This window comes from Nitratireductor pacificus pht-3B, from assembly GCF_000300335.1.
In the GTDB taxonomy this organism is placed as follows: Bacteria; Pseudomonadota; Alphaproteobacteria; order Rhizobiales; family Rhizobiaceae; genus Nitratireductor; species Nitratireductor pacificus.
Map to the genome: position 1 here is coordinate 18318 of NZ_AMRM01000015.1, position 13283 is coordinate 31600.

The window sequence follows — 13283 nt, forward strand, 5'->3', positions numbered from 1 at the left end:
GCCCGGGTCGATGACCCGGGCTTTTCCTTCTGAAGAGGCCCAGCGCCTAGATCGCCGTGCGTCCTTACGGACGCACAAAGGACAATCTAGATCATAGACTGAGCATCGGAATGACCGAAAACCGGATTCCACTTTTCGGTCCGATGCTCTAGATCTTGAAATAGGCCTCGCGGGCCTTGACGAACGCGCCGTCGGTGCCTTCCGTGCGCGTGCGCACGATGTTCAGCGCCTCGATGAAGCTCTCGGTCGTCTTCTTCGTCAGCGCATCGCCGGAATCGCGCAGCTCGCTGAGGATTTCCGTCGCCGCCTTCGCACCGGCCTCGATGATGTCATCGGGGAACTGGCGGACGGTCACGCCATGCTCGTCGACCAGCGTCTTCAGTGCGCGCGGATCGTTGGCGTAGAAATCGGACGCGACCTGATCATATTCGGCCTGGCAGATGTCCTTGACGATGGCCTGCAGGTCGGACGGAAGTTCCTGATACTTGGCCTTGTTGACCACCAGCTCGGTCGCCAGGCCCGGCTCGACGAAGCTCGGGAAGTAGTAGTTCTTGGCGACCTGATAGAAGCCGAGCGCCAAATCGTTGTAGGGGCCGACGAATTCGGCCGCGTCCAGCGTGCCGGACTGCAGCGCCTGGAAGATCTCGCCCGCCGCCATGTTGGTCACGGTCGCGCCGAGCTTCTCCCAGACGCGGCCGCCGAGGCCCGGCGTGCGGAAACGGAGACCCTTGACCGAATCGAGGCCCGTCAGCTCGTTGCGGAACCAGCCGCCGGCCTGTGTGCCCGTATCGCCGGACAGGAAGCCCTGCACGCCGAACTGGTCATAGATCTCGTCCCAGATTTCCTGACCGCCCATGTAGCGCACCCATGCGGCCATCTCGCGCGACGTCATGCCGAAGGGCACGCCGGTGAAGAACGACAGGCCGGCGCTCTTGTTCTGCCAGTAATAGGCGGCGCCATGGCTCATCTCGGCCGAACCGTCGATCACGGCGTCGAGCGACTGGAGCGGCGGCACCAGTTCGCCGGCCGCGTAGACCTGGATGGTCAGGCGGCCGCCGGAGGCCGCGGTGATGCGGTCGGCCAGGCGCTGCGCGCCGACGCCGAGACCGGGGAAGTTCTTCGGCCATGTCGTGACCATGCGCCAGGTCTGGTTGCCCTGCGCGATGGCCGGCGTGGCGAGCGCGGCAGCGCTGGCGCCGGCAAGTCCGGCTTTTTTGATGAATGAACGGCGATCCATGAAGTACCTCCCGGGACAATCGCATACGAAAAAAACGGCCGTCGAACGGCCGGATCGATGACCGGTCGCTCGGCCACAAGTGCCCCGCTCCCGGTTGAGGCGCCTATCAATACACGCGGCCACGCATGTGTCTAGGGTGACAGCGCACTGGACCTGTCATTCGTCACCTGTGCGTCTATTCAGGTAAAAATGACTTCAAGCGATTGAATTTCAAATAGTTTTTAAGAATAGCTCCGGCTCTTTCCGTCTTGCGCCTCAACCGCAATTCGTTTGCATACGTTGTTTCAACAGAAAATCCGTGGGCCGCCCGGCGCCGACGAGAGGGCAATGTCGACTTTTGGCTCGGTTGCAGGCAGGCTGCGGATGGAAGACAAAAAGAAAACCCGAGACGACATCGGGGGGAACACATCGCTGGGAGGAACGCATGGCGGGGCTATTGGGCCTTTCACGCCTGATCGACGGTATTAACCGTTTTATAGGCAAGCAAGTTTCGTGGCTCATCCTGGTGGCCGTCCTGGTCTCCGCCTATAATGCCACCGTTCGCTTTGTCGGCGACGGGCTGCCCGCCTATCTGCCCATCCCCCGGGCCTCCAACAGCCTGCTCGAGCTGCAATGGTATCTTTACGGCACCGTTTTCATGCTTGCGGCCGCCTATACGCTGCTGCGCAACGAGCACATCCGCATCGACATCGTCTCCAGCTTCTTTTCCAAACGCACACGCGACTGGGTCGACCTGTTCTGCCATATCTTCTTTCTCCTGCCTTTCGTCACCCTGCTCACCTGGCTGAGCTGGCCCTGGTTCCACCGGTCCTTCGTTTCAGGCGAGATTTCCGCGAATGCGAGCGGCCTCATCATCTGGCCGGCCAAGTTCATGGTTCTTGCCGGCTTCGTGCTGCTGACGGCACAGGCCCTGTCGGAGATCGTCAAGCGCATCGCCGTGCTCCGCGGCCTGATCGACGAGCCCAATCCGCAGCATGCCCTGCACCCCGCGGCGGAAGCGGCGATCGAGATGGAGGATAAGGGCCGTGATTGATCTGATCGCCCACAACCTCGCGCCGATCATGTTCGTCAGCGTGATGGCGATGCTGCTGATCGGCTATCCAGTCGCCTTCACACTTGCTGCGGGCGGACTGCTGTTCTTCGTCATCGGCGTCGAGGTTTCGCACATCTCCAGCGAGATCCGCCTGTTCTGGCCGCTGCTCCAGTCGCATCCCGAGCGCATCTACGGGATCATGTACAACGACACGCTGCTGGCCATCCCCTTCTTCACCTTCATGGGACTGATTCTAGAGCGCTCGCGCATGGCCGAGGATCTGCTGGACACGATCGGCCAGCTGTTCGGCCCGGTGCGCGGCGGCCTTGCCTACGCGGCCGTGCTCGTCGGCGCACTGCTGGCCGCCACCACCGGCGTCGTCGCCGCCTCGGTGATCGCCATGGGGCTGATCTCGCTGCCCATCATGATGCGCTACAACTACAATCGGGGCTTCGCATCGGGCACCATCGCCGCCTCCGGCACGCTCGCCCAGATCGTGCCGCCATCGCTGGTCCTGATCGTGATGGCCGATCAGCTCGGCCGTTCGGTTGGCGACATGTATATCGGAGCGCTTTTCCCCGCGCTCATCATCATCGCCGCCTATTGCCTTCTGGTGTTCTGCGTGACGCTGATAAAGCCGCACTGGGCGCCGGCCTTACCACCGGAGACCCGCACGCTGGGCGGGGGCGTTCTCTCGCTGATCCTGCTTCTCGCAGCCGCCGTGCTCGTCTATCTGGTCACTTATCACACCGTCTTTTCGCAGATGCGCGGCGAGGTGCGGCTTGTCTGGGCGGCGACTTCCGCGACAGCCATGGCGCTCGGTTTCAGCCTGGCCAACCGCTACCTGAAGCTCGGCATCCTGTCGCGGCTTGCCGAGCAGGTGGTGATCGTGCTCTTCCCGCCGCTGGCGCTGATCTTTCTCGTGCTCGGCACGATCTTCCTCGGCATCGCCACCCCCACGGAGGGCGGCGCCATGGGCGCGACCGGCGCCCTGGTTCTGGCTCTCGTGAAAAGAAGGCTCTCCCTCAGCATCCTCAAGCAGGCGCTCGATGCGACGACCAAGCTTTCCGCCTTCGTCATGTTCATCCTGATCGGCGCGCGCGTTTTCGGCCTGACCTTCTACGGCATCAACGGCAATGAGTGGATCGAGGAGCTGTTGCTGCAACTGCCGGGCGGCGAAACCGGTTTTCTGCTGGCCGTGACCATCATCGTCTTCATCCTGGGCTGTTTCCTGGACTTCTTCGAAATCGCCTTCATCATGGTGCCGTTGCTGGTGCCGGCCGCCGAAACGCTCGGCATCGACCTGATCTGGTTCGGCGTGATCCTGGGCATCAACCTCCAGACATCGTTCCTGACGCCGCCTTTCGGCTTCTCCCTGTTCTATCTGCGCTCCATCGCGCCCATGCATGAATGGAAGGACCGGGTTTCCGGCCGCGTCCTGCCGCCGGTGAAGACCACCGAGATCTACAAGGGCGCGGTGCCCTTCATCATCATCCAGTTCCTGATGATCCTGCTGGTCATCGCCTTCCCCGGCCTGGTCACGCACTACAAGAAGACCGGAACCACCGATCCGAACAGCATCGAGATCATCGTGCCCCCATTCGGCCAGAGCGACGGGCAGCCGGGCTTCGGCCTGCCCGGCGGTCTGGGCGGGTCGCCCTTCGGCGCGCCGCCGGGACAATCCGGCAATGGCGGGGGGCTGCAACTGCCGGGCCTCGGAGGGCTGCCGCCGATCGGCAACCCCGCCGTTCAGGACGGGAACGCCCCTGCCCCGGACGGCGCCGCCACCGACCAGCCGAACCCGCCGCAGCCGGACCTGAGCCAGCCGCCGAGCTTCAACTGACGACGGGCAAGAAAAAACCCCAGGACGTGCGTCCCGGGGTTCCTCAAAGGCGTATCTCGGTCGTTCCGATATCCCGTCAACTTGTCCGGATCAGAGCTTGCCGGCGCGCTGCTGGATCATCATGAACGTGTCGAAGGTGTATTCGGAGATCTGCGCCCACAGATAGGCGTCCTTCTTGAAGGCCAGCTGATTGTCGTAGATCTTCTTGAAGACGGCGTTCGACGCGTTGATCTCGTTGTAGGTCTCCATCGACGCATTGTAGCAGGCCTCCAGGATTTCCTGGCTGAACGGCCTGAGCTGGGCGCCATCGGCCACGAGCTGCCGCAGGGCCTGCGGATTCTTGTAGTCGTAGCTCGCCATCATGTCCGCATTGGCGGCACGGCAGGCGGCGTCGAGGATCATCTGGTAGGACTTGGGCAGTTCCTCCCATTTCGCCTTGTTGAACAGGGCATGCAGGACGGGCCCGCCTTCCCACCAGCCGGGATAGTAGTAGTACTGCGCGACCTTGTTGAAGCCGAGCTTCTGGTCATCGTAGGGCCCGACCCATTCGGATGCATCGATCGTGCCCTTCTCGAGGGCCGGATAGATATCGCCGCCGGCGATCTGCTGCGGCACCACGCCCAGCTTCTCGATGATCTTGCCGCCCATGCCGCCGATGCGCATCTTCAGGCCCTTGAGATCCTCGAGCGTGTTGATCTCCTTGCGGAACCAGCCGCCCATCTGCGCGCCGGTATTGCCGCAGGGAAGACCGTAGAGGCCCTGCGTGGCATAGAACTCGTTGATCAGCGTGTTGCCTTCGCCATAGTAGAACCAGGCGTTCTGCTGGCGATAGTTGAGGCCGAACGGGATGGCCGTCGCGAGAGCATATGTGGGGTCCTTGCCCCAGTAGTAATAGGATGCCGTGTGCGCGATCTCGACGGTTCCGGCCGAGGCGGCATCGGCAGCCTGAAGGCCGGGCACGATTTCGCCTGCCGCGAACACCTGGATCTCGAAATTGCCGTCGGTCGCTCCCTTGACGAAATCGGCCATGGTCTCGGCGGCGCCGTAGATCGTGTCCAGCGCCTTGGGGAACGACGATGTGCAGCGCCAGGTGATCTTCGGCATCGATTGAGCGATGGCTGGCGTGGCGAGCGCCGAAGCGGCGGCGACACCGGTGCCGGCCAGCCCCGCATTCCTGATGAATGTTCTGCGGTCCATGGTTTCTCCTCCCACTTGTGAACCGTTCGTCGCGACGCGACATTGCGCCCGACCGATGGATAGCGCCGGACACGGCCTCGCTCTTCGCGTTGTTCCGTGTCGGACACTGCATGCATCAATGCATGCATGCCGGTTCAAGTCCAGCAGACTTGAGGCGCTTGCGACCAATGTAGGAGACGCCTCGAAACCCCTTGCGGAGGCTTAGGAAAGTGGTTGGATCGCCACTCGTCCATCGGGCCCCGCAAAGGGCGATCCGGCCGATCGACGGAGCGGCGGACGAACCGAAAACCGGATTCCACTTTTCGGTCCGATGCTCTAGGAATGACGGTATCAACCCGCACCAGCGTGACCACGGAAAGTCGGAACCACCATGCACCATCCTCTCGTCGCCGTTTCCACCGACGCCAAGGATTTCGAGAACTACACCTGGCACGCAGCCCCGCAGCAATATCTGGATGCGGCATTGTCCGTCGCCGGTGTCCTGCCCGTCCTGGTGCCGGCGCTCGGCGAGAAGATCGACCTCGACAGCCTGCTTGCCTCCGTCGACGGCGTGATGCTGACGGGCTCCAAGTCGAACGTCTACCCGGCGCTCTACGGCGGCGAGGCCAGCGCGGAGAACGGCCCCTACGACCATGCTCGCGATGCGACCACCCTGCCCCTGATCAGGAAGGCGATCGAGCGCGGGGTTCCGCTGCTGGCCATCTGCCGCGGCATTCAGGAACTCAATGTCGCGCTCGGCGGCACGCTGGCGACCGAGATCCAGGAGCGCGAGGGTTCCCTCGATCACCGCGCGCCGCAGAGCGACGTTCAGGACGAACGCTTTGCCATCCGCCATCCGGTCCGGGTCTCGCCTGCGGGCTGTTTCGCGTCGATCTTCGGACCGGGCGATATCCAGGTGAACTCGGTCCACCGTCAGGGGATCGGCGAAAGGGCGCCGCGCCTGCAGGTCGAGGCTGCGGCGAGCGATGGAACGATCGAAGCCGTTTCCGTGAAGGACGCGGCGGCATTCGCCGTCGGGGTGCAATGGCATCCCGAATACTGGGCGGCGAGCGACGAGAACTCGGCGCGCATCTTCCGCGCCTTTGGCGATGCCGTGCGCGCCCACGCCGCCGCGCGCAGCAGTGGCGGCCTCCCCGCGAGAACCGCCGCAGGGTAACGCGAACGGGAAAGGACAGGGAGCGCGCTGCCGTCGAATCAGGGTGCTGCTACTCGTTCAGGCTTAGGCTCAGCATTGCCCTGGCGGGCCGGATCGATTCGTAGGCGACGCCATCGGCGGCGAAGAACTCCACCACCGGCTGGCCCTGTTCTCCAAGGAACATGACGGCGCCGTCGCCGTCATCCTGCCAGTAGCGCACCTCGGCCAGCGCCGGCAGGGTTTCCGGGCAGGCATCGGTGAGGCGCAGCTCCGCACGCTGCATCGGCGGAACCGGCGCCATCGTGACGGCGCATCCGAGATCCGCACCGGCTCTCGCCAGCGTGAAGACGCGCTGACCGGCGCTCTCCGCAACCCTGGCCGAACCTGCCGGATCCGAAACAGGGTTCGCACCGTCCGCTGCATCCAGCGACAGATATCCGGCGGACCCCATCAACCCCAGCGCCAATGCGCCCGAGACCAGAAACCTCATTACAACCCTCGCGCGATAAATACGAAACGCACTGTGCGGCGAAGGCCTTAACTAAGTGCTAACGCTCCGGCCCGAAACCGGCCTCTGCCGAGACCCGGAATGCCTGCCGGAACGGCCTGCCGTCGGCGGGCCGTCTCAGCGGCTCACATGGACGGTCTCCGCAACCGGCGTGAGCGGCTTTCCGTCCGTGAACCACGCAACGAGATTGTCGGCCAGAAGATCCGCCATCGCCTCTCGGGTGGCGACCGACGCCGAACCGATATGCGGCAGCAGCGAGGTGTTCTCCAGCGCAAGAAGCGCCTCGGGCACATGCGGTTCGTCGGCGAAGACATCGAGGCCGGCCGCGAAGATCGTGCCGTCGGCCAGCGCGGCGATCAGTGCTTCCTGGTCCACCGTGCTGCCGCGGCCGATATTGACCAGGACACCATCGGCGCCCAGCGCGCGCAGAACCTCTGCGTTGACCGCCCTCGCTGTGGAGGCTCCCCCCGGGGCGACGTTGATCAGCGTGTCGACGGCGCCGGCGAGGCCGAGAAGGCTGTCGTGATAGGCATAGGGGACGCCTTCGACCTGACGGCGGTTGTGATAGGCGATCGGCAATCCGAAGCCTTCCAGCCGCCGGGCGATCGCCTGGCCGATGCGCCCCATGCCGAAGATGCCGACGCGCCGCCCCCGCAGCGACCCGCGCGAGAACCGGTAGCCGCCCTCGCGCTCCCAGCGCCCTTCGCGCAGCCAGGCCTCGGCCTTCGGTAGCTCGCGCAGCGTGTTGATCAGCAGGGCGACGGCCGTGTCGGCAACCTCGTCCGTCAGCACGTCCGGCGTGTTGGTGACCATCACGTCCCTGCGTCCGGCATGCGCCGCATCGACGGAATCGTAGCCGACCCCGAAATGCGCGATGACCTCGAGATTCGGCAGTGCATCGATGAAGGCGGCATTTATACTGGTCATGCTGGCGACGCCCCGCACGTCCCGGGCGATCTCGGGTGTGACCAGCGAGGCATCGGCCTTGTCGATTGCAATCAGCCGGAAGCGTTCGTCGATCCGTTTGGCGGCATGCGCGTGCAATGCGCCTGGAACCAGAATGGCGATCCCGTTGGTGTCGGCCAAGGTCAATTCCTCCATGGACTTGGGCAGATGGCGTGCAGGACGCCGATGAATTCAGCGCTCGACCGGCTTGCCGGCCGACTGGCGCACATGCAGCTCGGGCTTGATCAGTTCCTGCGCCGGGTTGACGGCGGCACCGTTCAGCCGGTCGAGCAGCACGCGGGCGGCCCGCCGCCCGACATCGCGCTGTCCGTTCCACACGGTCGTGAGCGCCGGCGTGGCGATGGCGGCTTCCTCCAGATCGTCGTAGCCGGTCACCGATATGTCGACGCCCGGCACGAGACCGGCCCGCGCGATGCCGTTCATCAGCCCGATGGCGACGAGATCGTTCCAGCACACCGCGGCGGTCGGCTTGTCCTTCAGGGCCAGGAACGCGCCGGTGATCTCGAAGCCCGCCTGCTTGGTGCGCGGCCCGGGGAACCGCCATTCGGGCTTGATCTCCAGCCCGGCCTTCCCCATCGCGTCGACATAGCCCTGATAGCGGTCGCGGCCCGTCGAGGTCTGGTCCGTGCCCCCGATCATGGCGATCCGCTTGTGGCCGAGCGAGATCAGGTGGTTGGTGGCGAGCGCCGTGCCATAGGCATCGTCTCCGCGAAATGCCGGCACGCGGGCGCCTTCGACGGAGCGGGCGATGAGCACCACGGGCAGGCCGTTGTCCTCGACCATGCGGATGTCCTGCGCCGGCGTACCGATGGCCGGCGACATGATCAGCCCATCGGCGCCGAGCTGCAGCAGCGTGTCGATGAAGGTCCGCTGCTTCTCCACCTGGTCGTAGTGATTGGACAGCAGGAAGGTCTGGCGGGAGCGATCGAGTTCGGTCTCGATGGAACGCAGGATCTCCGCGAAGAACGGGTTCATGATGTCGTGCACCACGACGCCGATGATGCCCGAACGCGAGGTGCGCAGGCTGGCGGCCCTGCGGTTGTAGATATAGCCGATCTCGCGCGCATGCTCCTTGATGCGCTGCCTCGTCGCGTCGGCCACGAGCGGGCTGTCGCGCAACGCCAGCGACACCGTCGCCGTCGAAACGCCGAGTGCCTCAGCTATCGTCGAAAGCTTGATTTTCTGCGCCAGCTCACCTCTCCCCCAAGGCACCATACCCAGAGCTCGAGCCGGAGCGCCGCGCCGCCATCCGGATGCAGGAAGGACGCTCCGTGGTCGATACCCGGCAAACACGGCCGGACACGGACCAGCTCGCAGTTCTCGGCGGACATCCGGCGCGCCACCTTAAACTGTTTAAGGGTTGCTTATGCCATGCTCGTCGGAAACGTCAACAAGTATGCTGGGCGAAGCGCCAAACCCGACCGAAGAAGCGGATCGGCCTGCCGCGGTGCTGCGGCAGGCCTTGAACGCATGATCCGGTCTCCAGTCGCAAGCGCTGGAGCAGGCCGGATATCGATGGGGTCATTCCGGTTCCGGGGAGATGCCGCGCTGCAGCGCACGAAGCGTGCAAGCCGGCGAAAGGGTCTACGCCTCTTCCTCGACACTTTCCTCATCGTCTTCGAAGGGAACGCCGTTGAGATTGGCCTCGATCTTGTTCAGCAGCCGGGTCAGGGCCCGCTGCTCCTTCTTGTCGAACCCCTTCAGCGCCAGCTTCTCGGTCTTGCGCACCGATTTCTCGATGGAGCGGATCGCTTCCTCGCCGGTGACGGTCAGGTAGACATTGGCCCTGCGACCATCTTCCCCCGAGACGCGTTTCTCGAGAAAGCCCTGGCTGGTCAGGCGATTGATGGTTTTGGTGATGGTGGGGGGACGGACGCCCAGAAGCGTCGCAAGCTGGCTTGGTGTTTGTCCATTCTCGAGAGACAGTGCTAACATGATCTTGTCCTGGCCGGCATAGAAGCCGTGCGCCAAGAGCCGCTCGGCCAGAGCGGTACGTGAAAGTCTCGCGGCCGACTGTAGTAAACCTATCGTCGCGCCCCTGACAGCCTTGGCCATACATTACTCCCCTTTAGCCATCCTCAGCTATTGTGTAGAACGTCCCCTGCGCAACAGAATAGCGGGGTCCCGCGCCTTTGCAACCTAAGATTGACCTTGCACAGACAAATGATAACAAGATAAACTGTTATGATAGCTCCCGTTCAGCCTGTCGCAGCCCATGGTGTGGATAGGCCATGAAACCAGTGATACCCGTCCTTCCACCGGCGCGAACCATCGCCGTCCTGCCGCTCGGGGCAACCGAGCAGCATGGTCCGCATTTGCCTGCCGAAACGGACTGGATCATCGCCGAAGGCATAGCGCTGAAGGTGGAGAAAGCCCTGCCGGCCGGGCTCGACGCTCATTTTCTGCCCGTCGAGAAAGTCGGCTATTCGGTCGAGCACGCCGACTTTGCGCAAACCCGTTCCCTGCCCTTCGACGAGGCGATCGAACGCTGGATCGGCATCGGGGAAGCGCAGAGCAGGGCCGGTGTGCGGAAACTCGTCATACTCAACGCGCATGGCGGCAACTCTCCCCTGATGACCGTCGTCGCGACTGAATTGCGCGTCCGTTTCGGCATGCTCGCCGTGGCGACGAGCTGGACGCGATTCGGGTATCCTCCGGAGCTGGTGTCCGACGAGGAGCGCGCGCTCGGCATCCACGGCGGCTTCATCGAGACGTCGGTGATGCTGGCGCTCCGGCCGGACCTCGTGGCGATGGAGAAGGCTCGCGACTTCGCCTCGGCGCAGACCCGGTTCCGCCGCGACTTCACCCATCTGCGCGCCTACGGGCCGCACGCGTTCGGCTGGATGATGAGCGATCTTTCGCCCGAAGGCGTCGCCGGCAATGCCGCTGCGGCCAGCGCTGAAGCGGGTCATCGCATCATCGACCACGCGGTCGCCGGCCTCGTCGAGCTGCTGATCGATGTCGACCGCTTCGACCTCGCGCATTTCACGCGCTGAACCCGTGCAATCCGTTTCGTCTCCCCTTATATGAGGGTGAGCCAACCAAGCCTTGCGAGAAACCATGTCCGACGCGCAGACCGCCACTCCATCAGAAACCGCGGCGCAGATCCCGGTAACGGTGCTCACCGGATATCTCGGCTCCGGCAAGACGACATTGCTCAACCGCATTCTCACGGAAGACCACGGCAAGCGCTACGCCGTCATCGTCAACGAGTTCGGCGAGATCGGCATCGACAACGATCTCATCGTCGAATCGGACGAAGAGATCTACGAGATGAACAATGGCTGCATCTGCTGCACCGTCCGCGGCGACCTCGTCAGGGTCGTCGAGGGACTGATGCGCCGTCCGGGCCGCTTTGACGCCATCATCGTCGAGACCACGGGCCTGGCCGATCCGGCGCCCGTCGCCCAGACCTTCTTCATGGACGACGATGTGCGCGCCAAGACCAAGCTCGACGCCGTTGTCGCCTTGGTGGATGCCAAGCACCTGCCCCTCAGGCTGAAGGATTCCAACGAGGCCGAGGACCAGATCGCCTTCGCCGACGTGGTCGTCCTCAACAAGACCGATCTGGTGACGCCCGAGGAGCTGGCGACCGTCGAGGCCACTGTCCGCGCCATCAATCCGTCGGCCCGCATCCACCGGACCGAGCGCGCCGGCGTGGCGCTGTCGGACGTGCTCGACCGCGGCGCCTTCGACCTGTCGCGGGCGCTCGACAACGACCCGCATTTCCTCGATCACGACCACCCCGACCATGTCTGTGGTCCCGATTGCGATCATGATCATCACCACCATCACGATCACGATCATCATGGCCACGATCACCATCACCATCATCACGGCGAAGCCTCGCCGATCCATGATGCCGGCGTGAAATCCATCTCCCTGCGGGGCGGCGAGATGGACCCGAAGAAGTTCCTGCCGTGGATCGAGAAGACCACCCAGATGGACGGGCCGAACATCCTGCGCCTGAAAGGCATCGTCGCCTTCGCCGACGACCCGGACCGATTCGTCGTCCAGGGCGTTCACATGATTCTCGAGGGCGACCATCAGCGGGCCTGGAAGGAGGGGGAGAAGCGCGAGACGCGTCTCGTCTTCATCGGGCGCGAACTCGACACGGAACGCCTGACACGCACCTTCGAAGCCTGCCAGGCGTAGATCGTCGTGCGTCCGAATGGACGCCGGCGGCCCAGTCGTAGCGCCAGGCGCCCTCGTGGTTCGGCAAGCTCATCATGAGGGCTGTTCAACCCCTCGCACGCGACACCGTTGCCGCGAGCAAACCGTGCAGTAGCCCTCATCGTGAGCTTGCCGAACCACGAGGGCGCTTGGCAATCGCATCGGCGGCCTGCTACAGCCCGGACGATTTCAGGAGCCCGCCGCATGCCCACAGTCGCCCCCCTCGACCTCGACAGTCACGCCATCACCGTTGCCTGGCTGGATGACATCCCGCATTTCGCGCTGGCCGACGGCGTCGTGCACAGGCTCGATCATGGACACAAATGGGTTGAGGCCCATGACGGCCTGCTCACCGCCTGCCCCGATCTTTCCGAAACGTCGCTTGTCACCGGCGGCGAGGATGGCAGGGTCATGGCCGTTTCGACCGATGGCACGGCCACGCAACTGGCCGAGATCGGCCGCAAATGGGTTACCAGCGTCGCCGCCGGCCCGCAGGGCGCGGTCGGCTTCGCATCCGGGCGGACGGCCTATGTGCGCTTCGCCGATGGCAAGCTGCGCGAGTTCCCGCATCCGCGCTCGGCCGAAGGCCTGGCGTTCGCGCCGAAAGGCATGCGGCTGGCGGTCGCCCGGTACAACGGCGCGACGCTGCATTTTCCCGCCACGGACGGCAAACCGGTCGAGCTGGAATGGGCCGGCGCGCACACGGATGTGAGCTTTTCGCCGGACGGAAAATTCCTGATCACCACCATGCAGGAGAACGCGCTGCACGGCTGGAAGCTGGCCGACGGCAAGCACATGCGCATGGCCGGCTATCCCGCCAAGGTGAAGAGTTTCTCCTGGAGCGCCAAAGGAAAATGGCTCGCCACCTCCGGCGCCCCGGCAGCCGTCGTCTGGCCGTTTCAGGCGAAGGACGGACCGATGGGCAAGGCGCCGCTGGAACTGGGCACGCGCGGCGACACCATGGTCACGCAGGTCTGCTGCCACCGGACCGAGGAGATCGCCGCCATCGGCTATGCCGACGGCATGGTGCTCGCCGCCCGCTTCGCCGACCAGAAGGAAGTGCTCCTGCGGCGCGCGGGCAAGGGCGCCATCACCGCGCTCGCCTGGGACCGGGAAGGCCGGCGTCTCGCCTTCGGCGCCGAGACCGGCGAATGCGGTGTGGTCGACATCGCCGGCTGATCGAGGGCCACC

The 13283-nt window shown here is 64.3% G+C and carries 12 protein-coding genes; 6 read left to right on the forward strand and 6 right to left on the reverse strand.

Annotated elements, in window-relative coordinates; genetic code table 11:
• Positions 1–148 precede the first annotated feature (148 nt).
• The gene (locus NA2_RS13745) at positions 149–1237 is read right to left on the reverse strand and encodes a TRAP transporter substrate-binding protein (RefSeq protein ID WP_008597575.1); all 1089 of its coding nucleotides are present in this window, start codon (positions 1235–1237) and stop codon (positions 149–151) included.
• 424 nt (positions 1238–1661) lie between these two features.
• On the opposite strand from NA2_RS13745, the gene NA2_RS13750 reads away from it, so the two are divergent.
• Positions 1662–2270: a TRAP transporter small permease subunit gene (locus NA2_RS13750; protein ID WP_040677912.1), complete on the forward strand. Its 609-nt coding sequence runs from the start codon at positions 1662–1664 to the stop codon at positions 2268–2270.
• A complete protein-coding gene (locus NA2_RS13755) occupies positions 2263–4113 on the forward strand; it encodes a TRAP transporter large permease (protein WP_008597577.1) in 1851 nt (616 codons plus the stop codon). Before NA2_RS13750 ends, NA2_RS13755 begins: the two co-directional genes overlap by 8 nt.
• Before the next feature lie 90 nt (positions 4114–4203).
• Here NA2_RS13755 and NA2_RS13760 read toward each other — a convergent pair whose 3' ends face one another.
• Positions 4204–5310 carry a TRAP transporter substrate-binding protein gene (locus NA2_RS13760; RefSeq protein ID WP_008597578.1) on the reverse strand — a complete coding sequence of 369 codons (1107 nt, stop codon included), beginning with the start codon at positions 5308–5310 and terminating at the stop codon, positions 4204–4206.
• Between the two features lie 370 nt (positions 5311–5680).
• Here NA2_RS13760 and NA2_RS13765 point away from each other — a divergent pair, with 370 nt between their 5' ends.
• Complete coding sequence (locus tag NA2_RS13765; protein WP_008597579.1) at positions 5681–6466, forward strand: gamma-glutamyl-gamma-aminobutyrate hydrolase family protein; 786 nt, start codon at positions 5681–5683, stop codon at positions 6464–6466.
• A gap of 49 nt (positions 6467–6515) precedes the next feature.
• Here NA2_RS13765 and NA2_RS13770 read toward each other — a convergent pair whose 3' ends face one another.
• From NA2_RS13770 to NA2_RS13785, 4 genes are all read right to left on the reverse strand, one after another.
• Positions 6516–6935, reverse strand: coding sequence for an AprI/Inh family metalloprotease inhibitor (locus tag NA2_RS13770; protein WP_157188234.1), 420 nt, complete (start codon positions 6933–6935; stop codon positions 6516–6518).
• Between the two features lie 135 nt (positions 6936–7070).
• Positions 7071–8054: a 2-hydroxyacid dehydrogenase gene (locus NA2_RS13775; protein ID WP_086005969.1), complete on the reverse strand. Its 984-nt coding sequence runs from the start codon at positions 8052–8054 to the stop codon at positions 7071–7073.
• A gap of 36 nt (positions 8055–8090) precedes the next feature.
• Positions 8091–9134 carry a LacI family DNA-binding transcriptional regulator gene (locus NA2_RS13780; protein ID WP_008597582.1) on the reverse strand — a complete coding sequence of 348 codons (1044 nt, stop codon included), beginning with the start codon at positions 9132–9134 and terminating at the stop codon, positions 8091–8093.
• A gap of 369 nt (positions 9135–9503) precedes the next feature.
• Positions 9504–9974: a MarR family winged helix-turn-helix transcriptional regulator gene (locus tag NA2_RS13785; RefSeq protein WP_040677915.1), complete on the reverse strand. Its 471-nt coding sequence runs from the start codon at positions 9972–9974 to the stop codon at positions 9504–9506.
• Between the two features lie 176 nt (positions 9975–10150).
• Between NA2_RS13785 and NA2_RS13790 the strand changes: the two genes are divergently transcribed.
• From NA2_RS13790 to NA2_RS13800, 3 genes are all read left to right on the forward strand, one after another.
• Positions 10151–10915, forward strand: a complete 765-nt coding sequence (locus NA2_RS13790) for a creatininase family protein (protein WP_008597584.1) — start codon at positions 10151–10153, stop codon at positions 10913–10915.
• Positions 10916–10979: 64 nt separating this feature from the next.
• Positions 10980–12074, forward strand: coding sequence for a CobW family GTP-binding protein (locus tag NA2_RS13795; protein ID WP_008597585.1), 1095 nt, complete (start codon positions 10980–10982; stop codon positions 12072–12074).
• A gap of 222 nt (positions 12075–12296) precedes the next feature.
• Positions 12297–13271, forward strand: coding sequence for a WD40 repeat domain-containing protein (locus NA2_RS13800; protein WP_008597586.1), 975 nt, complete (start codon positions 12297–12299; stop codon positions 13269–13271).
• Positions 13272–13283: the final 12 nt, after the last annotated feature.

Coding starts and splice junctions, on each gene's coding strand:
- NA2_RS13760 (WP_008597578.1), bottom strand. CDS start 5,310: ATGGACCGCAGAACATTCATCAGGAATGCGGGGCTGGCCGGCACCGGT.
- NA2_RS13770 (WP_157188234.1), bottom strand. CDS start 6,935: ATGAGGTTTCTGGTCTCGGGCGCATTGGCGCTGGGGTTGATGGGGTCC.
- NA2_RS13775 (WP_086005969.1), bottom strand. CDS start 8,054: ATGGAGGAATTGACCTTGGCCGACACCAACGGGATCGCCATTCTGGTT.
- NA2_RS13745 (WP_008597575.1), bottom strand. CDS start 1,237: ATGGATCGCCGTTCATTCATCAAAAAAGCCGGACTTGCCGGCGCCAGC.
- NA2_RS13790 (WP_008597584.1), top strand. CDS start 10,151: ATGAAACCAGTGATACCCGTCCTTCCACCGGCGCGAACCATCGCCGTC.
- NA2_RS13780 (WP_008597582.1), bottom strand. CDS start 9,134: ATGGTGCCTTGGGGGAGAGGTGAGCTGGCGCAGAAAATCAAGCTTTCG.
- NA2_RS13800 (WP_008597586.1), top strand. CDS start 12,297: ATGCCCACAGTCGCCCCCCTCGACCTCGACAGTCACGCCATCACCGTT.
- NA2_RS13765 (WP_008597579.1), top strand. CDS start 5,681: ATGCACCATCCTCTCGTCGCCGTTTCCACCGACGCCAAGGATTTCGAG.
- NA2_RS13795 (WP_008597585.1), top strand. CDS start 10,980: ATGTCCGACGCGCAGACCGCCACTCCATCAGAAACCGCGGCGCAGATC.
- NA2_RS13750 (WP_040677912.1), top strand. CDS start 1,662: ATGGCGGGGCTATTGGGCCTTTCACGCCTGATCGACGGTATTAACCGT.
- NA2_RS13785 (WP_040677915.1), bottom strand. CDS start 9,974: ATGGCCAAGGCTGTCAGGGGCGCGACGATAGGTTTACTACAGTCGGCC.